The sequence below is a fragment of the Phycisphaerae bacterium genome (genome assembly GCA_018003015.1).
Lineage (GTDB): Bacteria > Planctomycetota > Phycisphaerae > UBA1845 > PWPN01 > JAGNEZ01.
Map to the genome: position 1 here is coordinate 21,136 of JAGNEZ010000038.1, position 24,889 is coordinate 46,024.

8 protein-coding genes are annotated in these 24,889 nt (G+C 63.7%); 2 read left to right on the forward strand and 6 right to left on the reverse strand.

The features are described 5' to 3' along the window. Positions 1 to 380: 380 nt before the first annotated feature. The gene (locus KA354_16175) at positions 381 to 6,890 is read left to right on the forward strand and encodes a hypothetical protein (GenBank protein MBP7936179.1); all 6,510 of its coding nucleotides are present in this window, start codon (positions 381 to 383) and stop codon (positions 6,888 to 6,890) included. A gap of 48 nt (positions 6,891 to 6,938) precedes the next feature. Here the strand turns inward: KA354_16175 and KA354_16180 are convergent, their stop codons facing one another. Next, the gene (locus KA354_16180) at positions 6,939 to 7,325 is read right to left on the reverse strand and encodes a response regulator (protein ID MBP7936180.1); all 387 of its coding nucleotides are present in this window, start codon (positions 7,323 to 7,325) and stop codon (positions 6,939 to 6,941) included. A 308-nt stretch (positions 7,326 to 7,633) separates the two neighbouring features. Here KA354_16180 and KA354_16185 point away from each other — a divergent pair, with 308 nt between their 5' ends. Next, positions 7,634 to 9,652 (forward strand): hypothetical protein, encoded by a 2,019-nt coding sequence (locus KA354_16185; GenBank protein MBP7936181.1) that lies wholly within the window; start codon positions 7,634 to 7,636, stop codon positions 9,650 to 9,652. Positions 9,653 to 9,764: 112 nt separating this feature from the next. On the opposite strand, the gene KA354_16190 is transcribed toward KA354_16185, so the two are convergent. The 5 genes from KA354_16190 to tdh all read right to left on the reverse strand — a co-directional run bounded on the left by KA354_16190 (position 9,765) and on the right by tdh (position 24,572). After that, a complete protein-coding gene (locus tag KA354_16190; GenBank protein MBP7936182.1) occupies positions 9,765 to 14,831 on the reverse strand; it encodes a hypothetical protein in 5,067 nt (1,688 codons plus the stop codon). Between the two features lie 131 nt (positions 14,832 to 14,962). Then, positions 14,963 to 18,598: a hypothetical protein gene (locus tag KA354_16195; protein MBP7936183.1), complete on the reverse strand. Its 3,636-nt coding sequence runs from the start codon at positions 18,596 to 18,598 to the stop codon at positions 14,963 to 14,965. 226 nt (positions 18,599 to 18,824) lie between these two features. Next, on the reverse strand, positions 18,825 to 21,998 hold the full coding sequence (locus KA354_16200) for a right-handed parallel beta-helix repeat-containing protein (protein MBP7936184.1): 3,174 nt from the start codon (positions 21,996 to 21,998) through the stop codon (positions 18,825 to 18,827). 182 nt (positions 21,999 to 22,180) lie between these two features. Beyond that, a complete protein-coding gene (kbl, locus tag KA354_16205) occupies positions 22,181 to 23,374 on the reverse strand; it encodes a glycine C-acetyltransferase (GenBank protein MBP7936185.1) in 1,194 nt (397 codons plus the stop codon). 169 nt (positions 23,375 to 23,543) lie between these two features. Then, a complete protein-coding gene (gene tdh / locus KA354_16210) occupies positions 23,544 to 24,572 on the reverse strand; it encodes an L-threonine 3-dehydrogenase (GenBank protein ID MBP7936186.1) in 1,029 nt (342 codons plus the stop codon). Positions 24,573 to 24,889 lie beyond the last annotated feature (317 nt).

The window sequence follows — 24,889 nt, forward strand, 5'->3', positions numbered from 1 at the left end:
CGCTTGGATGCTCAAGGGGACGACACTTCATGCCTCGACCCCGGACAGCCCCCGACTCGGGTCTCGCGGTGGATGACGAAGTTGACCCGATCAGGACAGCTGCTTCGCCGGAAGCTCCAGAATCACCCCCCCCTGCGGTAGACCTTCTCCGGCGAAGTGACCACGAACGGTTCGGCGGTAGCTGTGAATCACGGCGAGCACTCTCTACCCTCGGGTCGATGATGATTTGACTCCTATCGTCCCCAATCGCTCCAGCTGTGGTGGCCGGGAGTCTCCCGGGAACTATCCAATCCGATCAGTGTCTAATCCACTGTCGCCATCGCTTAGGCGGTGGTAAAGTCCGGTGCGCACGGATGTCCGTGCCCGAGAGGCGGTTACATATGATCATGTCAAATCGACGGTTATGGCGATCGGGTTGGAGGCGGGCAGGTATCGGACTGGTCGTGGCCGCGGCCGCGGCGGTCCTGGGTGTGGCCGGCTTCTCCCGTGGCGAAGGCGACGAGGCCTCTTCGGCCGTCAAGGCCCTCAAGAAAGCCGACGGCTTGGTCAAGGACAAGAACTGGGCTGAGGCTCGAGTTGCCTACGACAAGGTCCGAGTTGGGGCCAAGGACTGGTCATCGCCGGACGTTCGGTCGGCCGTCGAAGGAGCCGTGGCCTGCTCGCTTCAGCTCCAGCAATGGGACGATGCCCTGGAGCGGGCCCAGGAGTACATTGCCCGCACTCCGGGGACGCTGGCCGAGGCGATCGGCGAGCGTTTCCTGGCCGGTCTGTACATACGCGTCCCGCACCATGGCACCAAGCAAGGAGGTCGGCTCCTCCGCGGTCAGTACACCCAAGGCGTTCGTGTCTCCACCTGGAACAAGGACCGCAGAGCGGCCATCGCTCATTACGAGCGAGCCCGCGAACTGCTCATCAAGCTGGCCCAGGCACCGGCTGCTCGGCCGGCCGACGTGGACGGTCCTAAGGCGACCAAGTCCGAGCGGATTGGCGTGGCCTTTGATCTGGCGGGCGTGCTCGCCCGCCGCAATGAGTACCAATATGGTTCGAGCGGCTGGTGCTACTGGTGGTGGGATTCCGGCTTGGCTGACGAGGAGGACTCCGAGGCGGTCGAGGAGGCCGACTACGAGGAACCGCGCTGGGGATGGCGCCGGAATCCCAGCGATCAGAAGCCACCCACCGGCATCCCTGTCGGACCAGACGGCAAGCCCCAGTTCATTGTCGCGCCGAGGGAATACTCTCCCCGGCTGGGCGATGGTCCGAAGATCCGCTTCCTGCTCGAGGAAGTGCGGCAAATCGACGACTCCGAAAAGAAGAACGACGCTGCGACCGCGCTCATGCGCTGGGCGATGATCGCCCGCACGCTGTATGGCCCTGAGAGTGCCCAGGGCAACGCCAAGGAACCGGTCAAGAAGGTCTGGGAGTTGGCGGATGATGAGGCCCTGACCATGGTCGGTGGCCGGGTAGGCGTGGTCACGTTGCCGCCGTCGGAGAGCCCCATCGCGTGCCTGCGAACGCTGGACGAGGTGTATCCCCAGAGCGACGTACGGCCAGAGGCTCACTATGCCCTGGCCATGTACTACCAGACCCGCCAGCAGTTCCCCAAGGCCGTGGGGGAGTATGAGGCCCTGATCAAGCTGTATCCCAACCACGATCGCAAGGCTGACGCCGAAACGCAGATCGCCCGCATCAAGCGGCCGGAGGCGATTCTCTCCCCGACTGGCATCTTCCTGCCGGACGACCGGGCGAAGCTGAGCTTCACCTACCGCAACACCGACCAGATTGACTTCGTCGCCTACGCATTCGATCTCGAGAAGTATGTCCGCGATCGAATGGAGAAAACCGACGAGCAATGGTGGAATTACCGCAACATCCACTGGGACTTGTTCAGTAACGAACACTTCAAGTGGAAGAGCTACAAGAAAGGAGAGGTTGCCCGCTGGGTCGAGAGCGTTCCGCGGCCGGAGGGCAACCGCGTGGCCGAGAGCGCCTCGTTGTCTCCGCTGACCAAGCCGGGAGCCTACATCGTCGAGGCTCGACCGAACGGCCCGGCCAACGATGACGGCGTGAGTCGCGCGCTGCTGCTGGTGACCGATATCGCCATCGTGCAGAAGAACCTGCCCGGTGGCGGGTTGATCTGGGTGGTCGACGCGCGCACGGGCCAGCCTTTGGCCGACAAGGCGGTGCGCATCTACGAGCACTGGAGCAGGTACGACGACAACAAGAAGAAGCACGTGACGCACTACAGGAGCTCGGTCGAGACCACGGACAAGAACGGCGCCATCGAGTACAAGCGCGGACGGACCGAACAATGGTCACAGGTGGATGCGATCGTTCTCGGCGAAGGCGGCCGGATGGCCTTCTCCTTCTTCCAGAACTGGAACGAGAACGATCCGGCCGCGCACCATCGAGAGGGCGGCCCGCGCATCTACGTTGTCACCGACCGTCCGGTCTACCGCCCCGGCTCGACCATCCGGTACCGCATCTGGTGCCGAGATCTGCAGGACCGCGTCTATCAAACGCCGCACGCCAGGCAGAGGACCCACATTGTGGTTTACGATCCAAAGAACAACCCTTGCCAGACGCTCGATCTCGAGACGGATGAGAACGGCTGCGTCTCCGGTGAGTTCACCCTGGGCGTCGAGCCGCCGCTGGGCGTCTACCGCATCCAGGTGAACGGCAACGGACCCGGCTCCCGGGCGGTGGGCGGTGGCTTCTTCCGAGCCGAGGAGTATAAGAAGCCCGAGTTCGAGGTCACCGTCAAGCCGGCCAAGACTCAGGCTCGGCTCGGCGAGAAGGTCAAAGCCCGCATCGAGGCTCGGTACTACTTTGGTGCGCCGGTCGCCAAAGGCAAGGTGACCTACAAGGTCTTCCGCGAAAACTACCAGCATGTCTACTGGGGGGCCGCCGAATATGACTGGCTCTACGGCAAAGGCTATGGACGGTACTACTATCCGTACGCCTGGTTCCCATGGTGGGGGCGGTGGGGCTGTTTCATCTGCTGTGAGTGGGGCTGGCCGTACTACGGTCCCTACGGGTATGGCTACGGCGACGATCAGGGCTGGCGGCGCCGATACGAGACCGACACGCGTAAGGCATTACGCGATCTGGTGGCCCAAGGCACGGCCGAGTTGAAGGACGACGGCTCGTACGAAATCGAGGTCGATACCGCCAAGGCCAAGGAGGAACTCGGTGACCGCGATCACCGCTACACCGTCGAGGCCGAAGTCCGCGATGCCAGCCGCCGGACCATCGAGGGTTCGGGCAGCGTCATCGTGACTCGTCAGGCCTTCTACGCGTTCGTCGAAACCAATGCGGGATGGTATCAGCCGCAGAACGAAGCCTTCATCGAAATTCGCACCCTTACCCCGGACAACGTGCCTGTGGCCGTGAAGGGCGAAGCGATCGTCTATCACATCACCTACGGTGGGGCCGATCATGATGCGGTGCAGGAGGAGGAACTCAAACGCTGGTCCGCCGAGACCGACGCCGATGGCCGGTTGTCGTTCCGATATCCCATCCCGAGACCCGGCCAGTATCGGGTGGCCTTTAAGACCAAGGACAGCTGGAACGAAGAGGTCCTGGGCAATGCGGTGTTCTGGGCCTGGGGACCGACCTTCGACGGCCGTGTCTACCGGTTTAACGATCTGGAGATCATTGCCGACAAGCGGACGTACAAGATCGGCGAGGTCGCCCATCTGCTGGTCAACGTCGCCCAGAACAACAGCCGCATGCTGTTCAGTGACGACGCCAGCATGGGCACGCTCCGCAACTATCGGTTCATCGACATCCCCTCCCGGACCATGGTGATCGACATCCCCATCGGGGACAAGCAGGTGCCTGACTTCTTCGTCGAGGCCACGCTGGTTCGCGATGGGCGGGTACACACCGAATCGCGCGAGATCTTCGTGCCTCCGGTCAACGGCCTGCTGAACGTGACTGTCAAGACGGACAGACCGACCTACAAGCCCGGTGAGAAGGGCAAGGTCGAGGTCGCGGTCACCGACCTGAACGGCGAGCCGGTGTGCGGACAAGTGACGCTGACCGCGTTCGACGAGGCCGTTACCTACATCCAGGACGAGTACGGCCCGAGCCCGAAGGTCTTCTTCCACGGCCAGAAGCGACAGCACAGCCCATACGTCGATTCCTCGCTGAGTGAGACCTTCCAGGCTCAAGGGACCTTTGACCGTCCCGAGCAGTGGATTCACAATCCCAAGCAGCAACCCATGGGATGGCAGGGCTGGTGGGACCTCGAGTCGCTCGGTCTCGCCTATGACGGCGAGGCCAAGCAGGATCGTTTCGGCGGCTCGGGCGGCGCGGCAGGCAGATTGGCCGGCAGAGCCAAGGCATCTCGAAGTCTCTACTCCGGGTCTGGCCGAGAGGAGGCCATGGACAAGTCCCTTGCTTCTCCCGCTGTCCCAACTTCGGCCGCGCCTATGGCAGGAATATCTGGCGATCTCTTGTCTGCCCAGGTCAGCGAGTCGGGTGCAGACTTCGACGGTATAACCGACAACCGTAAACCACCTGGCCAGGGGCAATTGGTCGAGGCGGAGGTTCGCACACTCTTCGCCGATACCGCCCTGTGGATGCCAGCCATGTCTCTGGATGACCATGGCAAGGGCACAACCGAGTTCACCTTCCCGCAGTCGCTGACGACCTGGCGGGTCCACGGTTACGCCCTCACCCAGAGTACGCAGGTGGGCGACAGCACCGCCAAGGCGGTCACGACCAAGAACCTCCTGGTCCGTCTGCAGGCCCCGCGGTTCTTCGTGGAGCGCGACGAGGTCGTACTCTCGGCCAATGTTCACAACTACCTCAAGGCCGCCAAGAGAGTCTCCGCCGAGCTGATCGTGCCGGCCGAGTTGTTCGGCTCGCTCGGCGAGCCCCCGCCCGGCTCCAAACCCGACGCCGAAGGGAATCTGCACCTGGCCGCCCAGGCTGAAGTGGCCGCCGGCGGCGAGCATCGCTTCGACTGGCCGGTCAAGGTCCTCAAGCAGGGACTGGCGAAGATTACCGTCAAGGCCCTGACCGACGAGGAAAGCGACGCCATGCGGATGGCCTTTCCCGTTCTGGTTCACGGGATCAACAAGACCGTTGCGCAGAGTGGTTCCTACCGCGTGCCTCAGGAAGGCGAGCGTACGATCAAGATTGACCTGCCCGAGCAGATCGACCCGGAGCAGACCCGACTCGAGGTGACCCTCTCACCCAGTTTGGCCGGGGTGATGATCGATGCCCTGCCTTACCTGATTGGCTACCCCTATGGCTGCGTCGAGCAGACCATGAGCCGATTCTACCCAACCGTGCTGGTAGCCGACACGCTCAAGAAGATGGGCACCAACCTGGAGGCAATCGGCAAGCAGCGCAAGCAGATGAACGAGGGTGATCTCCAGAACCGCTTCGGCCGCTACGACCACTGCCCGGTCTTCGACTCACAGGAGATGGACCACATGGTCAAGGCCGGCCTGCAGCGGCTGTATGACTTCCAGCGGCCCGACGGCGGCTGGGGCTGGTGGCGGGAGGATGATTCCTCGCCATTCCAAACGGCCTATGTCCTTCAGGGTCTGCACGCCGCCCGGCAGGCGGGGATCAACGTGGACGGCGGCTGCTACGAACGCGGGGTGAACTACCTGCAGGGCACCATCAGCCACGAACTCACCAAGCCCAAGGACGAACGCCGGATCGGCGATCTGCAGACCCAGGCCTACGTGGCCTACATCCTCTCGCTGGAGAACCGCTTGGCCAAAGGCGATCTCAAAAAGTGGCTGGATGGCCTGTACAAGAGCCGTGGCGACTTGAACAACTACGGCCGCTCGCTGCTCGCCCTGGCCATGCACAATATGAAGCGCGACGACGAAGCCAGGATGCTCCTCCGCAACGTGCTCCAGTTCGTCGAGCGCGACGACTCCAACGAGACTGCCTGGGTGCGCACGCCCCAGAGCCACTGGTGGTTCTGGTGGAACAACGACATCGAGACCAATGCTTGGGCCCTCAAGGCCATGGTCGTCATCGACCCGAAGGACGACCTGGCCCCGCGCCTGGTCAAGTGGCTGCTCAACAATCGCCGCAACGGCTACTACTGGCGCAGTACTCGCGACACCGCCCAGGTCATCGCCGCCATGACCGACTACATGGCCGCCACAGGCGAGTCCTCCCCTGAATACGCCCTGGTGTTGAGCTTCGACGGCCAGCCGATCAGGGAGATCATTCTCACCAAGGACAACTTCTTCACCTTCGACAACCGACTGGCGCTCTACGGCCTGCAGGTCAAACCCGGCGCCCACACCGTCACCCTGGCCAAGAAGGGGCCGGGCGCCCTGTACTACTCCTGCTACCTGAGCTACTTCACCAAGGAGGAGGACATCAAGGGGGCGGGCAACGAGATCTTCATCGAACGGCAGTATTTCAAACTGGTCCCCAAGACGGAGACCGCCAGACTCCCCGACCCCGGCGCGGCTCATACCCCGCCGGCCAACCAGCCCGATCCACTGGATACCACCGGGCGTTCGGAAACGCGTGCGGGTTGGACCCGTATCCCGCTCAAGACCGGCGATGCCGTGGCCTCGGGCGACCAGGTGGAGGTCGTGCTGACCATTACTTCCAAGAACGTCTATGATTACCTGGTCTTCGAGGACATGAAACCGGCCGGCTGTGAACCGGTGGAGCTCCGCAGCGGCGGACGTTGGGCCGGCGGCCTGTGCGCCAACCTCGAACTCCGCGACGAGAAGGTGTGCTTCTTCATCGGCCTGCTTGAGCAGGGTGAGCACATCCTCCGGTACAGGCTCAGGGCGGAGACACCGGGTTCGTTCCACGTTCTGCCTGCGTCCGGGCACGCCATGTACGCCCCGGAGGTCAAGGCAATCAGCGACGAGATACGCCTCGGCGTGCGGGAGTGACCGGTGTGCAACGGCCGAGGACCCGAACGGCTCAAGAACCGCGGTCGGCTATTCGGAGGAACCCGGCTGTTCAGCTTTCCGGGGAAGGGCCTGCTGGACCACGCCGAGGAGGTCTTCCACGCCGAACGGTTTCTCGAGAATGTGAAAATCGGCTGACTTCAGATGCACCTGCAGATCGTCCGCCGAGTAGCCGGTCATCATGATGACGCGCAGCCTGGGATCCGCTTGGCACAAGGTCTCGGCCACGCGCAGTCCCGAGGTTCCTTCGGTCAGTCGCCAGTCGGCGACGAGGACGTCCGGACGGCACGAGTGTCCGACATCGATTGCCTCCCGGCCGCTGCGCGCGGTCCATACCTCATGGCCCTCGGCGGTGAGGATCATTGAGAGTTGGGTGCGATACGTCTCCTCGTCGTCGACAATCAGTAGCTTGGCCACGGTTGCCCCCTGAAGTCCCGCTCTAACCCTCGATTATCCCATGAACTCGGCCCGGTGAGCAAGGGGTTCATGGCGGCGCAGGATGCGGAGAAGAGGGCGGTGGGTGGGGTACGCGCGTCCCCTCGGAGCGCTCTTCAGGTCATGACACAACTCATTCTTGGATCGGCACTTGGGTAGTCCTGCATCGGCCTTGACTGCTCCGCGGTCAGGCCTTCCGGATGGGGCCGGAATCGTCGGTTCTTGTGTCGGCCATTGGAAATGCGTAGAATATAATGGAATTGCGTGTCACGGAGAACGGAGGGACAGCGATGCAGCAGCACACCGCCCAGGTCCTGACAGCCTGTGTCTGGCTGGCCGGCGGCTTGGGTTGCCTGGTCTCGGTATCCGCGGGGGCGACCGTCGATCTGGATGTCACCTACATCGAGCGCCTGCCGCGCTACGAGTACAGCGCGCCCAAGCAGAATCCCGACCCGGGTGAAACGGTCACTTTTGAGGGGCACGTCAAGTGCTGGGACGGAGCGGTTTCCTCGGTCGCCTATTCCTGGCAGATCGACGGGATCACCGTGGATCAAGGATACCTGGCCGACCTCGCCGCCGATGAGGAGCGGGTGGTCACGCAACAGTGGGTCTGGCAGCCGGGAGACCACTGGGTCAGGCTGATCGTGGATCCGGACAATGCGGTGGGGGAGGTCAGCGAGGCGAACAATGCCCGTGAAGACCGCGTCAACGCCATCATCGCCGGTTTCTGGGTAGAGCGATCCAGTTATGATTACTTCCATGAGCACCAGAAGGAGCTGGGTACCGGATCGAACTCGTGGGAGGACTGGATCCAGCGGCAGATGGGCAAACAGAATCAGCTCTACGCGGAAGCCGTCTGGCCGATCTCGCCGCAAGGTGTGCTGGACCGCGTTCGGATCGACAAGATCGTTGTCGTGCCTGACGGGGCCTTGCCCCTGGCGGGAGGGCTGGCGACCAATCATCCGGATCTCCGGGACCGCACCGTCGATCTCATGTGGGGTTTTCCCGCCAGCCAGCTTCCGCCGAACAGCACGTACTACGCGGATCACACCACCGTTTCCGAGAACAATCCATTCCACATCGAGCAGTCCCTGATCCATGAGCTGGGTCACGCCCGCTATCTGATCGACAGTTATGGTTTCGACGTGCACAACACCGCGGCTCACGGCGGGTACGATGCAGTGCAGATCTGGGAAGGCGACACTTACGTTGGCGGCAGCCGCTACATGCCTTTCCTGGCCTTCGATGAAGTCCTGCACTACAACCAGAACGGCGGTGTGATGAGTGGCCCCTACGGCTTCCACTGGTCACCCTACGAGGCCGGGGCCCTGAACCTCATCGCCGGCCGGCGAGCCCGCTGCGGCAACTACAACGCGCCATGCAACATCGGCGAGTACCTTCAGAATCTGCCGACGAACAACCATCTGCGGCTCATCGACGCCGCCGGTAAGCCGCTGGGTGGAGCGGACGTCAGGGTCTATCGAGCCGCTGGCGGCCAAGGCTGGTACGGGAAGACGTATGACAACACGCCCGACCTGCTGTTTGTGGCCGACCAGGACGGTTACGCCCACATGGCGCGAAATCCATTCGCGGATGGCCCTCTCCAGCATACCTACGGCATCGCCAATACGGTCATGATTCTCCGCATTCAACACACCTGGAAGGTCTGGTACCGCTTCGTCGAGGCTGCGGATTTCAACATGGAGTACTGGCTAGGCAACACCCAGGACGCATACTACACGATTCAACTGACTCTGCCGGCCTACGACTCCGATCTGGACGCCCTGCCCGACGACTGGGAGACGTATTACTTTGGCGACCTGTCGCACAACGCCACGGGCGACGAGGACACGGACAACCTGAGCAATGCCGAGGAAGTTCAGGCCGGCAGCAACCCCACTAAACAGGATACCGACAGTGATGGCTGGATCGACGGCTACGAAGTGAACGTCAGCAAGACCGACCCCGCCCTGGCTGACACCGACGGCGACGGGGTCCTCGACAGCGGCGACAACTGTCCACTGGTGGTCAACCCCGGCCAGGAAGACGGTGACCGCGATGGTCTCGGTGATGTCTGCGACAACTCGTTCAGCGCGGCGGACTTCGATAGAGATGGCGACGTCGACATGGACGATTTCGCCCACCTGCAGTCCTGCTTGAGCAGGACTGTGGGGCAATTGCCCGCCGGGTGCGAGGACGCCAACCTCGATCATGATCCCCATCCGTACGTGGACAAGGACGACATGGCGGTTTTCAACACCTGTATGACCGGCCCCTCTGTTCCAGCAGACTCCGACTGTGGCCATTGAGGGCGAATCGCCGCGCGACGATGTACGACCCGTCGTCGCCGGAACGGCCGCCGCTTCGCGGGCCCCTTCGTGGCGGGGTCATGACGCCCCGGCGCTTTCCGGCCGGGCGAGATCAGTTCGCGCAGTCGGAGTTGGCCGGCAGTCCCGCCCCGCTCATGCATCGGAGAAAGACCTCCAGGTCGGCCGCATCGACATAGGGGTGCGGGTCGCGGTCGAGGTTGGCCCCGGTGCACTCGGTCGGGAGACTGGTCTGGCCTACGGCGGTCAGGCAGGCCTGCAGGTGGGCGAAATCGTCCATGTCGACATCACCGTCTAGGTCGAAGTCGCCGGGGACGGCCACGATCTCCTCGCACTCATCGGGAATGCCGCTGTGATTGATGTCTTTGCTGGATCCGGCGGCGATGTCGCATTCGTCGGGCAGGCCGTTGTGGTTGCAGTCCTCGCTTGTGCCGCCAATGATGTCCTGATCGTCGGGCGTGCCGTTCCCGTTGCAGTCGCCCGCCTGGACCACGCCCCAGACTTCCACGTCGTCGATGTTCCAGCCGCAGTAGCGGCGGGTCTTGTCGGTCGTGCCCATCGTCCATCGGAGACTGACCGTCGGCTGATGGTCGGCGAAAGCGGAGATGTCGAGTGCCTGGAAGGACCAGCCAGCGTCGACAACCTCTTGAGACGGGTTCTGCCAGACGGTCACCCAGTTGGCGCCGTCGCTGCTGACCCGGACAGAGGCGTGGTCATAGCGGTTCTGCTCGACGCCGAGCCACCGCCAGAAACGCAGCGTGACCTGGCTCAGGTGACTGCAGTTGAGCACCGTCGTGGTCAGGTGTTGCTCGGCCAGGCCGCTTTCGTAGTCGCCGGCCAGGTTGTAGCCGTACACGTTGCCGCCGGTATACCCCGCGGTCGGATCTCTCGTTCCGTATTCCCCGCCGGCTCCCAGGGGAGTGCCGAAACCCCACAAGCCTTCGACGTTCCAACCCGGATCGCTGTCCATCGGGAACACGTAGACCGGTTCCGGTCCGCCCACATTGATCGACACGGTCGCCGGGGCCGAGTCTTCGCCGTCATTGACGGTGAACTGGAAGGAGTCCGTCCCAGCGTAACCGATCGCCGGCAGGTACTGGACGATCTGGCCGTTGCCGGCCAGATGATAGGGTGCTGTCTGGATGACCCCGCCGAGCGGATCCCTGAGACTGCCCTGGGCGGGTAAGGAAGTGATTGCATAGGTGAGTGCGTTGTCGCGCGGCGAACTGCCCGTGAGGGTGATGGCGACCGCGGTATGGACGCGGGTCTGCGCGCTCATTTCGTTGGCCACGGGCGGGGCAATCGTCCCGAGGAGGACGACGCGGTTGGAGCCGTCCACCGCGTAGCAGGCGAGCATGTTGGGCCGCGCGGCGAAGGCGACGTCCACCGGGCGGCTGAGAACGGTGCTGCCCGCATAAACGCCGGCCGGCTGGGTGTAGGTGGCCGTGGTCAGCCAGGAGTCGCCGGATTCGCTCAGCTGAAGAACCTTGCCAAGCCGGGCATCCGTCACCAGGAGCATGACGGTCCCAGTGGCGGGATGCTCGGCACTGGCCAAACCCATCTCGGTGACGTCGGTTGCATCCCCGACGGGGATACTCACCGGGTAACCGGGCTCGATGGTGAGAGTCGTGCCGTCAAAGCTGAACAGGAAGAGCTTGGACATCCCACTTGAGCGGCGATCGAGCATGAAGAACCTGTCCGACGCCACGGGATGAGTGGCGATCGCCGCCGGTCGCGCAGTACTGTCGGCCGACTGCCAGATCCCGGCCGGGGCCGTCTCGGCGGTCCACACGACCACGCGCCGGTTCCCGGTATCGGCGATGACAATGTACTCGTTACCACCGAACAGGATCGTGTCCAGGCCCCGGGCGTTACTCAACTCCCGCAGGGCCGCATTGGTGCCCGGTCGACCCGCCAGCCGCGAGCCGCCGAAGCTCAGGCTCGTCGAACCGGCGGCGAAAACGGCGGCGTCGGTGATGATCAGGTCTTCGGTTATTTGTGTAACCCGGGCGGAAGCAGCGGGCCCGTCGACCTGATCGCCTGGTTGATATCGTACGGCATCCTGGACGCTGTGACATTGGATCAGAAAGGGGGATGACGTGGTGAAGGCCTTCGCGCTGAGGGTGGCAATGTCGTTGCGGACATCATAGCCGAAGCTGGGCGCGGTGGGGGGATTGACCACGTCGAATCGGTAGTCGGGCTCCATGTCGGAGAAGGCGAGCGTGGCATAGTACTTGCCGTCCACAAGCCGCGAGGGAACCACCTTGTTGGCGGTGTGGCCGAACCGGAAGTGATAGAACAACTCCTGGTGGGGTGTCGTCCCGTCGAGGACCTGACACATGGGGTTCGCGATCCCCGCGTTGGCGGCCAGGAGCAGCCTGCCGTCTTTGCGGCCGGTGATGCCGCGCGCTCCACTGATGCCGGTGACCTGGACCATGCGAGGCAGGCTCTCGCCACTGCCGGTCACCTGGGTCACTTCATACGTTGCCCGGAAGCGGTTCGATCCGTAACTGTCGGCGGCGGCCATGTTTTGTGCAACGGTCAGGTTCTGGCCGGACGAGACGTACTCGCCGACCTGCGTACGGATGTAGGCCGGCTCCCACCGCCGGTAGATGCGATACGTAGCCGGGGAGGCCCCGGCGATGCCGAGGCTCACACTGTGTCCCTGGACGGCGGCTGTGAGCGTGAAGGCAGGTGCGGTTGCGCCCGGCTTGTAGTGGGTGTGGAAGTCCCAAGTCCAGGAGGCCTCGTCTGTCCAGGAGTGGCCCATGCGCGTGTGCTGACTGTGGGCCGCAGTCTCGCCGGTGCCGAGGATGGCACAGTCCTGATAATCACTGCCGATCTTGACCGTGTAGATCTGTGTGCCGGTCTGGGCGCCGACGCCTCCGCTGGTCGGCGGCGAGTAGTAGTGCTTGCGTCCGAAAGCGTCCGTGGTCGCCGGTCCCAGCCATGCCGTGGTCTCCCACCGGCCGTCGGCATCGGTGAGCCCGGTGGCGGCGGCGACGGTATTGCGTTCAGGCCAGAGTGTGATTTCGGCGCCGGGCACGGGGTCGCCGTCGCGATCAAGCACCCGCACAAACGTGCGGGCTGGGGCCAGCGTCCACCAGGCATCGATGCTCTTGTTGCGCACGCCCACGAGGGCTCGTCTCATCATCTCGCAGGCCGGCCAGGAAATGCGCGTATGACCCGAGCCGTAGCTGTCCGGCGGCCACATCCAGGTGCGGATCTGCACGGGCGTGCCGTCGGCCATGGTGGCCCCGCCGGTGAACACCGGGGACACGTAGTACTGGTACAGGTCGCCAACGGGATGGAAGAGGTGCCCCGTTTCGTGCAGTTCCGCGCCACCGTCGCCCCAGTTGAATCGCTCCCATCCCTGGTAGACACCCCACCAGCCGTCGAGCTCCCGCCAGCCCTCGTATTTGCTCTGCACCGCCTGCCAGGCGGCGTCGCGATCGGCCGCATCGTCGGGCCAGCCGAATTCGTAGCTGTCGAACCACAGACGCTGCAGGACGTCCTGGCCGTCCTGGGTCTGCGATCGCTCCCACATGCACTGGACGGCGTCGGCGAGTTTGCGGCAGAGGTACTCCTTGCTCGGTGGGTCGCCCAGAACAGTGGGCTGCCGATCGGCCAGCGCGGCCTGATTGCGGAGGATGGGGTGGAAGGTGAGACCGTGCAGGGCCATCTCGTAGCGATTGTCCCGCCCATTGGCGTCGCCGTCGCACTCGATGACCGCGACGACCCACCGTTCTCCGACTGTCTCGACGTTGACCTTCTGCCAGGTGGCGCCGGTGCTCGCGGGAACAAGACTGTAGGGCCAGGGGAAACTGACCGCACGAGTCACGTAGGTGGGGCTGTTGCTGTTGTACGCCGGCAGGCTCTCGGTGAGCACCTCGTCGAAATCAGGGGTATCACATGTGCCCGGGTCGGTGTCTGCGTTGCGGTTCGGGCGGTTGTACCAGACCTTCAGCCGCACGCCGCTGGCCGGAACGGCGATCGCGCCGGTGTTATGGATGTTGATGGTGTAGGTGACGGTCTGTCCGTTTGCCGGCCAGCCGTAGGGACCGCAGGCGTCCTTGGTCGGGCTGCGATGAGCGAAGGCGATTGCGGCATCCCCCGCCGTGGCCATGCTCTGTCGGGCGTTGAGGTCGGTGTCGATGTAACCGAACAGGCGCCCGGCAGCGATGGCGGGGCGGCCGTCGGCAGTGGTCTCCAACCGGCCGGTCATCACCACCAGGCTGGAAGACCCTCCATTACCGGGCAGCCACTGACCGGAAAGCGCCTTGCCGTTGTACTCGACCCCCGGCTTGTAGTTCTGCCCGGGCTTGGCCGGAGCCGCTCTCAGCTGGAAACTCCCAGCCGCGGACGCGAGCGTCAGAACATCGAAGCCGTCCTTTTCATAGTCCGCCGCCGTCAGGCCGTTCACCTGCAACCCAGGCAGATCAGTGGCCGCATCGGCGACCAGCGTGCTGAAACTGTTGGCGGTCGTCTGGTAGGAATAGAAGACCAGCCGAGTCTGGCCGCCTTCGGCGAATGCCAGCGAGAGGAAATCGGTGTCTTCGTTCCAGAAATCGCCGCAGGCCAAGCCCAGGTACGTGCCGCTGATGCTTGGGAGGCTTGACTCAGCGGTCTTGGTCCAACTGACGCCGTTGACCGAGGCGGGGGGGGTGAGGATGACGATGCGGATGGTCGAGCCGTTCTGCATGGCCACGAGGAGTTGGTCCTTGCCCGATCGCCTGAGGTTGCCGGCCGTCGCGCCGAGGAACGTGCCGGTCACCGGGATGGCGGTGCTGGTGCTCTTGAGTGCCCATGGCCGGGTGCTGAAGCACTCGGGAGGCTCGTAGACCTTCACGGTCAGGTTGCCGCCGGACACGCTGACGGTCGCCAGGTACTCCTTGCCGAAGCTGGCGGGCCAGAAGTCGCCGACCGCGAGGCCGCCGCCGGCGACGTCCACCAGCACGGTACTCCGGTCAAGCCAGCGCGAAGGCCAAGTGTCATTCTTGGCGTGGAGCGGCGGCTCGTAGACCACGAGCCTCCGAGTTCCCTCGCTGTCCTCGATCGCGGCCAGGTAGGAGAACCCGAAACCCCAGTGCTGGGGTCCGGCCCAAACCGGGTTGACCAGAGCCAAGACCATCGTGGCGACAACAACGTTGATCCTGCGCATCGAGTCCGCTCCCCCGAGTTCATTTCGCCGTTCGTGCCCCGGATCGATCAGTTCCCTTTGGCATCGAGAAACGAGGTCCACGGCGGCAGCGCGCAGCCCTCGCCACCTCGCTGCTTATCGGCGCGGACGGCTCATTGGCAGTCCGGCGAGATCGGCTGCAGCGGGTTGCGGCTCAGACACCGCTGAAAAGAGCCGAAATCGGCCTGGTCCACATCGCCGTCCTGATCGTAGTCGGCCGCTCGGCAGTCGAAGAACTGGTCGCTGACCAGAATCGTGCCAAACGGAATGGTCGGACCGGAGAAACACGGCGTGAAGTAAAGCTCCAGGTCGTCTCTGTTGACGTGTCCGTCGAAGTTCAGGTCGAAGCTGGTACCCTGCAGCGACATGACCCATAGGGTGGTGTTGTACGGGCTGGTCGGTTCGCCGCCCTGCTTGATGTACACCCTGCCCTTGTGGGTGGCGGCGCTGGTGCCACTACCGGTCGCGGCAGGCAGCACACCGGTCGTGAACTGCTTGCTGGCAATGTCGTAGATTGTGAAGGAGGAGCTGGGGTCCGGTCCAAAACCCTCCTGGTTGCCGTTGGCTCGGCCGGCGACAATGAGCAGGCCGCCGTCGCTCCCGATACCACAACTCCACTTGGCCGGCAGAGGAGCCATGGCCGAGCCGTATCCGGGTTCGAAAGGAAGCTGGCCCAGGTCGATGGCCGGACTCTCCTCGTGGGTCCACTCGTACCATTCCGGCCCGGTCTTGGTGTTGAGCCTGAGATCCTTCGGGTCGATCGACCACAGCCGATCGCCATCGCCGGCCGGGCTGGTCTGCCAATCGTTCTTGATGCCGTAGAGGATGTCGTTCACCGCCGTCATCTGGACAACGCGGCTGAACCAGCCGGGGTCCCGGCCCTCGAGTCCGGTGAACGCGGCCCGGAAACAACTCGGCGCGTCGAGGTCCTTGAGATCGGCCACCGTGGTCGGACCGCCCTGGTTGACCGCCGCGGCGTGGCTGTTTCCGTAGAGGTAGTCGCCGATGACGGTGAACCCGGTATGGCCGAAGTTGCGGTTGGCATGGACCGACCACGTGTCCGTCGCGATGTCGTAGGTGCACAGGCCGACATCACGGTTCGTGACCAGCGTACCCTGATCGCCCAGGCCCGGGTAGAAAGCCAGGGCCCCGTCCGGGTCGCCGTCCGGATCGCTCGGTGCGTCAGCAAGGGGCAACCAGCCGTGCCCGTCGGGCGAGCGATGGAGCTGTCCGTCTGCGGTCAGGTAATAGAGGTAATAACCACCAGAAGCCAATGAAGTGCCGTAGCTGCCCTCGATTGGCGTGCTCATCTGGACGAACTGCCAGCAGCCGTTCCTGTAGGGAGGCGTTTCCGGTCCGTACACCGCTGTCAAGGTCTTGGGGCCGTTGGCCGCCAGCGTAGCGCTCGGATTTTCGATCGGCGTCTGGCCTTCGACATCCCACCGGACAAACGTCATGTGCGGCACGTACGGAGCTGCCAGGGTCACCGTCTCCCCGCTGCCGAAACTGACGGTGAACGGGGTCATCGCCGTCTCGCCACCGCTGCAATCCCTGGGCGTGTAGGCAACTACCACCGGATCGCCAGGACCTTCGGCGCCGACGTTGAACACTACCGGCGTGTCGCACCGCGACTGGTACATGGCCGTGGCGGTGACAGGGGCGGCGACCTGGAGCGAGAGGAGTTGGCCGGTCGTGGCAGGCTCCGCTCCGTCGACGGACCAGCCCAGGAAGGCGTAGCCTTTCAGGATTGGAGCAAGGAGGCTGACGTACTCCTGATAGCCGACCCTGCGAGTGAACGGTGTTGTGCCGGTGTTGTTGCCGTCGCAGTCGTCGGAACTCATGTAGACGGAGACGCCGTCCGTCGGAGCGCTGTTGACCGTCAGCGTGGATGCCATCGCGCAGGGATCCGCCAGCGAGACGGACATGACCCACAGGTCGGTGTTGGGGTCGTTGTCGGGGCTGGGTGAGCTGCCGCGCTTGATGTAAACCTTGCCCTGATGGAAAGTGGCCGAGGTGCCCGAACCGGTAGTGCCGGGCAGGTTCTTCACCGTGAAAGTGCCACCGGCAACGTCATAGAGGGCATATTGGCTGCTGGGTTCGCCCCAGCCTTCGTGGTTGGAGGGCGAGCGGCCGGCGATGATCAGCAGACCGCCGAGGCCGCCGATCTCCGCTGACCAGCCGGCCGGCAGGGGCACAATCGCCGAACTGTAGCCCGGCTCAAACGGCAGCGGGCCCAGGTCAATCGCGGTACTCGTGTTGTGCGTCCAGTCGTCCCAGTTGGGGCCGATGTACTGGTTGGGAACGATGGCCGAAGGGTTGATGACCCAGAGCCGGTCGCCGGTACCGGCCGGACTGGTCCAGTCGTTCTTGATGCCATAGAGCATGCCATTCACGGTCGTCATCTGCACGGCTCTGCTGAACCAGTCGGCAGCCTCACCGAGAATGCCGCCGGTTCCGGTGACAAAGGCGGCACGCTGGCAAGTGATCGCGTCCAGATCCTTCAGGTCCGCAATCGTGGTCGGCCCGCCCTGGTTCACCATCGCGGCGTGGGCGTTGCCGTACAGCGTGTCGCCAACGACCACGTAGCCAGTATTGCCGAAGTGGCGATTACCGTGGGCAATCCATGTGTTGCTCGCAATGTCATAAGTGTGCAGCACACGCTCGCCCCCGCCGAGGTCCCGACGCGTGATGAGTGCCCCTTGAGCGCCAAGACCCGCGTAGAAGGCCAGCGATCCGCAGTCGGCTCCGTCGCCGCCGCCGGGGGCGCTGGCCAACACGAACCAGCTTCCGGCCGTGCTCGGGTTCGGACAGAACAGCTGCCCGGTGTCCCTCTTGAAGTAGTACAGCCGAGTGCCATCCGAAGCCAGCGATGTTCCGAACTCGCCTGGTTCGGGAGTGCTCTCAACGGCAAACTGGATCGAAGTGGCCGCGGGATTCACGAACACCTCCCACGTCTTGGTGTCCGATCCGGAGGCATTGGTCGCCGTGGCCTCGACGGTGAAGCTCTTGCCCAGATCGCCGGCGGATGGCGTCCAGCCGCTGATCCTGCCGGTCGGGTCAATGACCATGCCGGCCGGATGCCGGCCGAGCGACCAGGTTACGTTCGCACCCTGGTCGAGAGTCAATTGCCGGGTGTACTCCACCGTTGCCCGTGCGGTGTCCATCGAGTTCACCGGATGAATCACCGGCGGGATCTGGTAGAAACGAAGGGTGTCAATCGCGAACGAATAGGGCGTGTTGGCGGACGCCCATTCAACCGCATCAAGACGGAAGTAGTAGGCGGTGGCTGGATCGAAGCTCGTGGTCCCATCATAGTAGCTGACCTCGTCCGCAGGGGTGACATTCTTGGAGATCGTGGTCCAGCCGGCGTTGGCCGGTACGCTGATCGAGTAGGCTGCTCGGGCTTTCACCGTCCACTGCGTCCCGTTCCAGATCCCCGCGTACACGCGGAGCCAGAAACCAACCGTCCCCGTGGCCGGACCTTCGTGACGAACGGTGACATCGAACCTGTTGGAAGTCAGGTCCAGCGTGGTTCCGCTCTGATAGGAGGCGGGATAGATTCGCAGCAGGGCATAGCCCGTGTCGCTGACGTCGCATCGGACCGCCGTGTCGCCATCGATCAGGTACGGAGCCCCTGCAGGGGCAACGTTCTCCAGCCCGGCCAGCGAGGAAAAGTCGTTCAGATAAGTGTCGGCGGCCGCGACCCCGACCAGTGACCACACCAGAACCGCGCTCGTTAGACATCGCATCCGGAGATCTCCTTTTCACTGGTGGCGGGTCGGCAGACGGGTGCGTGGTCCTCAACTGGACCGATCCGCGATTCGGTCCGCCTCCTTACCCCTGCCCGTTTCTGCATCGATCGAGCTTCCAGAGCCCTCGATCCCAGTATGCCAGCATGCCGGACGGAATTCAAGCCGATGGAATATCCCACCCTCTATCGCCCAGTGGAGAATCGGGTGACAAGCTGGAACTCGTCTACTCCCAGTTCAGCCCATCCACCCACAGGTCGAACGGATCGTTCCCCATCGAATCGAACTGCAGGGTGATGCAATCGACTTTCCGGAGGCTCATCGTCTCTGCTTGGACTTGTTTCTTGGCCGTCTGGGCCTCCTCCGGGCTGAGTGGCTTGACCACCCAGAGATCATCATTGGTGGGAGCGTAGTTCATCCCGCCGCGCTTGATGAAGACCTTCCCCTGGTGGAATGCGGCCGACGTGCCCGACCCTGTCGGACCGGGCAGGTGCCCCAGGACGGTGTATCTAGCGGTGGCGATGTCGTAGATCGCGTAGCTGTCGGACGGTTGCCCGTAGCCCTCGTTGTTGCTCGGCGAACTGGCGGCCACGATGAACAAACCACCCTTGCCTCCGACCGCCGTCGACCAGTGGGGCGGCAGAGCGACCAGGGCTGAGCCGTGACCGACCTCGAATGGCAGGCTGCCCAAGTCGGTGACCGGCGTGCGGGCCTCCTTCCACTGTTTCTCGTCCCAGTGGAAGCCTCCGCCGAATGACGACGGCCTGTAGTCCTCAGGATCGAAGACAAACAGCCGATCGCCACTCTTGTCCGCCTCGCCAGGCTGGGGTGTGGTCCAGTCGTTCTTCATCCCGTAGACCCTGCCCGCCACCGCGACCAGCTTGGCCGCCCGGCTGAACCACCAGGCCGCCCCCCGGTCGCCCTTCAGGCCTTCCAACACCGTCCGCTCGTCCGTCGCCGTCGGCTTGGACAGGTCAAACCGGCTGATCGGTCCGCCGTAGTTGCCGCCCACCGCATGGGAGATGCCGTACAGGTAGTGCCCGACTACAGCCGTGCCATGACTCGGCGAGCACCATGTCGCCGTCCATCTCCAGGTGTCCTTCTCGATGTCGTACACAACGTAGCGGCCGGGATTCTGGCCGTGCTGGTCGCGCCGAGGGTCGGTGTGACGTACGATCAAGCTGCCCTTGCCGTCCGCCCCTTCCCCATAGGCGAGCATCTGGTTCTGCCAGCCGCCGGCGTCGCTTTTGAGATCGGCGGAGGGGCTCTTGCGACCGGTCCAATCCTTGCCGCTCTCCGAACGCCAGAGCTGGTCGCCGTCGGTCATGGCGCAGAACAGGTACTGGCCCGTCGAGACCAGCGACGTGTCCGACTGGCTCTCCATTGGCGTATCCACGGTCTCGAAACACATGGCGTTGTCAATGTGCGGCGGGACGGCGCCGTCGAGGCTTTCCGAGCGGATCCACTCATCGCTGCCGGCTAGCGGCACGGCCACCCGGAGCCAGCCATAGCGGGCTTCGGGATACGGCAGGTCGCCCAGGAGGTTACGCGGGTTCTTGTGGTACGCCGGCAGATAGGAGTAGGCCGCCTTCCCGCTGTGCAGACGGATGATCGGGTTGGGACCCTGGAAACCGCCGTTGTTGGGATTCTCGAAGCGGATCCACAGGGTGAGCGCCTTCTTGCCGGTTAGATCCCAGCCGGCGTTCCTGTCTTTCGGGAAAGTGAGAGTGACATCGGCTCCCTGGTAGGGATCGGGCCGCACGCGAAGGCTGGTCTTGCCCACGATGGCGTTCGCGTCATCGGTGAACCTGACCTTTCCCTTCTTGTCGGGGTCGTTGCCCATGCCCCAGCCCCATTGTGTGGCTTGCCCTTCGGTGGCGGATTCGGGTAGCTCCTCGATGACGTAGAAGTCCCGGAAGGCCAGCCCGGCCAGGAATCCGTTGCTGACCGTCAGGCTGACGCGGTAGAAGCCGGGCTTGTCGAAGGCGTGCTCGACCTTGGCCGTGGTGTACTCCTTGCCGGCCACATCCCACCGGAAGATCAGGGCTCGCCCGGCCTCGTCCTTGCTGCCCGAAGCGTCGAAGGCGACTCGCTCGCCGACCCGGGCCCGTGAAGGGCCGTCGAGGACAGCCTTGGGGGCGTTCTTGCCCTCTGGATCGGCCTGGCCCCGGACTAGGTTCGTGACTTCCTCCATGAACTCGTCCTGCTCCCTGTTGCCTCTGAAGGTGTTGTTGGCCAGGTACAGCGAGTCGGTGAAGCGGGCGAACAGTCCCCACCGGTTGTTCTCCAGCCGGTTGTTCTGGACGATCAGGTGATACATCTTCCACTTGACGCCGCGGCTGCCAGCATCGCCGCGGAACACGATGCCGGCTCCGTTGTTGTCATGGCAGTAGTTGCCGTCGATGACCGTGTGACTGCCGGACCCGCCGACGATCACGATGCCTCCATGATTGAAGTCGGCCTCGGGGGCGTTGTGCTTGCCATCGGGAAGGCCGTTGAAAGCCGCTTCGTTGCCGATCAGCACCGTGTGATCCGAGCCGCCCAGCCAGAAGCCGTAACTGCAGTGATTGGCCTTGTTGCGGATGAATGTGTTGCCCGGACTCCAGCTTTCGAAGCCGTTGTTGTTGGCATAGGAGCAGTCGTTCTCGATGAACACGTTCCCGGTCTGGACCCACCCGTTGAGTGGGCGAAGGAACACGCCATCGCCGCCGTGCGTGATGTCGTTGCGTTCGTAGAGATTGTCGTTGGAACCAGTCTCCATCAGCACGCTGGTGGAATCGCGGGCATGGACCTCGCCGGGCTTCATCCGCAGGCCCCAGGACAGATTGTTGTCCCGGACCACGTTGCGGCATGCCAGCCACATCTTGAGGCAAACGTTGGAGCAATGCGAGAAATCGTTCTTCTCGATCAGGTTGTGGCTGGATTCCCACAGATCCAGACCGTTCCAGACATGGTTGGCCTTGTTGTTGCGGATGACGCACTTTTGCATGCGCGTCAGAATGATGCCCCCGTTGCGGTCACCGTCGCCCCAGCCGTAGTCCGGATCGTGGTAGTTGTCGGAGAAGTCGCAGCCCTCGATGGTCCATTCCGCCCCGTCGCGAGCCTCCAGGGCGCTGTTGAAGCCGCGGATCTTGATGTTCCGGATCGTCACCCTGGAACGGCCCTCGGCCAGGATGCCGACACCCACGAAGGACTTTAGATTGCCCGCCTTGCCCGGCCCCCGAAGCGTGGCTCCGTTGCCGTCAATCGTCACCCCGTCGGCCCGGATGACCAATGGAGTGTCCAGAACCGCATCCTTGTCGAGCTTGAGGTTCTCCGTCACCACCCGGGGTGGACCCATCTGCTGGGCAAACGCCGGAATCGTCAACAGTGCGGCAATGAGCAAGACGGCGTACGGCATGTTCTCTCCTTGCGGACTCGCCAACAGAACCTGCGACCCGCGGTGAGGCGATCTCCTCGGGACAGGCTGTGTGCCTCACCTGTTTCTCAGTCTCCTGCCCGTGCTCACTCGGCGACCGGTCCTCCGCCTCGCTCACGGCCTGCGACCGATAGCGGAACGCGGCTCTCATCAAGCATGGCTCGTCACTTCCTCCCGTCCCCGCATCGATCCCGAACCTTGGCAAAAGCGTTCATCGCCCGGTCAAGGTCCTCCCGGCTGTGAGCTGCCGAGATCTGCACGCGGATCCGGGCCTTGCCCTTGGGAACCACGGGATAGCTGAAACCGATGACGTAAATGCCTTCCTCGAGCATCATGGCGGCCATCTTCGTGGCCAATACCGCGTCGCCGAGCATGATCGGGGCGATCGGATGCTCGCCGGCCGGAATGCTGAACCCCCGATCCGCCATGCCCGCCCGGAATACCTTGGCGCTCGCCTCCAGCCGGTCGCGGAGTTCCGTCGAGCCGGAGACGATCTCCAGGGCCTTGAGCGTCGAGGCCGCCACGGCCGGAGCAAGCGTGTTCGAGAACAGGTACGGCCGGCTCCGCTGCCGGAGCAGATCAATGATCTCCTTGCGACCGCTGGTGTAGCCGCCGGTCGCTCCGCCGAGGGCCTTTCCGAAGGTGCCGGTCAGAACGTCGATCCGCCCGACGACGCCGCGGTGCTCATGGGTGCCCCGCCCGGTCCGGCCGATGAAGCCCGTGGCGTGCGAGTCGTCCACCATGACGGCCGCATCATGCTTGTCGGCCAGCTCGCAGATGTCGGCCAGCGGGGCGATACTGCCGTCCATCGAGAAGACGCCATCCGTGGCGATCATTCTCATGCGGGCCCCGGCCGCTTCCTTGAGCTTGGCTTCCAGGTCGGCCATGTCGCAGTTCCTGTAGCGATAGCGCTGGGCTTTGCACAGCCGAACCCCGTCGATGATGCTGGCGTGGTTGAGCTCATCGCTGATGATCGCGTCCTGCTCGCCCAGCACGGTCTCGAACAGCCCGCCATTCGCGTCCCAGCAGGAGCTGTACAGGATCGTGTCCTCGGTTCCCAAGAACTTGGTGATTGCCGCCTCGAGCTGCTTGTGTAGGCCCTGCGTGCCACAAATGAACCGCACGCTCGAGAGCCCGAAACCCCACCGCTTCAGCCCGGCCTGGGCAGCTTCAATCAGACGCGGATCGTTGGCCAGACCGAGGTAGTTGTTGGCGCAGAAGTTGACCACTTCCTTTCCGCCTTGAACCGCAATCCGCGAACCCTGGGGCGTCGTAATGACCCGCTCCTCCTTGTAGAGGCCACTCTGGCGAATCTCGTCCAGCGTCGCACTGACGTGGCTCTTCATCGTCTTGAACATCGGCGTGTCCTTCCTTTCTGGGCGTGCCTGTCCACCTGCCGGAAAGCCGCATGGCGCCGGCGTCTCGCCGGCGGGCCTTCAGTGTTCCGAGATGCCCTCTTCATCACCCGCCCTGCGGCCAAACCCCGCAGCCGCCTTGCCCATCTGCCCCACGCTCCACTTCCGCGGCCTACTTCTCCGACCAGTCCAGAACCACCTTGCCCGAGTTGCCCGAACGCATGACCTCAAAGGCTCTCTCGAACTCGGTATAGTGAAAACGGTGAGTAATGACCGGGGCGATGTTCAAGCCGGATTGGATCATCACCGTCATCTTGTACCAGGTCTCGTACATCTCGCGACCGTAGATGCCCTTGATGGTCAGGCCGTTGAAGACCACGTAGTCCCAGTCGATCTCCGTTTTGGGTAGAATGCCAAGCAAAGCGATCTTCCCGCCGTGGCACATGTTGGCGATGAGATCGCGGAACGCGGCCGGATTGCCCGACATCTCTAGACCGACGTCGAAACCTTCCTGCATGCCGAGCTGCTTCTGCACCTCCTTCAGCGTCCCCTCCTTGACGTTCAGCGCCACCGTGGCCCCCATCTTCTTGGCCAGGGCCAGCCGGTACGGGTTCATGTCCGTGACTACGACGTACCGAGCCCCCGCATGCTTGGCGATGGCCGTGGCCATGATGCCGATCGGCCCCGCCCCGGTGATCAGGACGTCCTCGCCCAGGACATTGAACGACAGGGCACTGTGGGTCGCGTTCCCGAGCGGGTCGAAGCTGCTGAGAAGCTCGAGCGGAATGTGCGGGTCCGCCGCCCAGACGTTGGTCACCGGGATGCTCAGGTACTCCGCGTAAGCCCCCGGCCGGTTGACACCCACCCCAGCCGTGTTCGGACACAGGTGGCGGCGACCCGCCAGGCAGTTCCGGCATCGCCCGCACACCAGGTGCCCCTCTCCGCTGACCAGATCGCCATGCTTGAAGTCGTGGACGTTGGCCCCCACCTTCTCGACTATGCCGACAAACTCGTGCCCGACGGTCATGGGCACCGGAATCGTCTTCTGGGCCCAGGCATCCCAGTTCCAGATGTGCACGTCCGTGCCGCAGATACTCGTCTTGAGAATCCGGATGAGGACGTCGTTGATACCCATCTCAGGGACAGGCACTTCCTCAAGCCATAGACCTTCACGTGGATACGCCTTGACTAACGCTTTCATCTTGTGCACAGCCACCTCCCGAACGCAACGGCCAGGCACCGGTCGGCCTGCGGATCCTGCCAGCCGGCAGGATGGCCCGGTGTCCGCCGGAGAGAGCCTCGGCCGTCTTCCGGTATATTGTGCCGGAGTCCATTATATTGAACACGCGGTCCCCCGAGTTGTCGAGAATCCGCGAGAATTCGAACACTTCGGGTTTCCTCGGTATGCCATCTTGTGCGCAAATCAGCCGGCTGTCAACTGCCGGGAAGAACCGGGACTTGCCGGCGGCCGTCGCCCTCGCCAGGGGACGCTCCGTCGCTGCCCGAGCGACGCCGCCC

Coding starts and splice junctions, on each gene's coding strand:
- KA354_16175 (MBP7936179.1), top strand. CDS start 381: ATGATCATGTCAAATCGACGGTTATGGCGATCGGGTTGGAGGCGGGCA.
- KA354_16185 (MBP7936181.1), top strand. CDS start 7,634: ATGCAGCAGCACACCGCCCAGGTCCTGACAGCCTGTGTCTGGCTGGCC.
- KA354_16190 (MBP7936182.1), bottom strand. CDS start 14,831: ATGCGCAGGATCAACGTTGTTGTCGCCACGATGGTCTTGGCTCTGGTC.
- KA354_16195 (MBP7936183.1), bottom strand. CDS start 18,598: ATGCGATGTCTAACGAGCGCGGTTCTGGTGTGGTCACTGGTCGGGGTC.
- KA354_16200 (MBP7936184.1), bottom strand. CDS start 21,998: ATGCCGTACGCCGTCTTGCTCATTGCCGCACTGTTGACGATTCCGGCG.
- kbl (MBP7936185.1), bottom strand. CDS start 23,374: ATGTTCAAGACGATGAAGAGCCACGTCAGTGCGACGCTGGACGAGATT.
- tdh (MBP7936186.1), bottom strand. CDS start 24,572: ATGAAAGCGTTAGTCAAGGCGTATCCACGTGAAGGTCTATGGCTTGAG.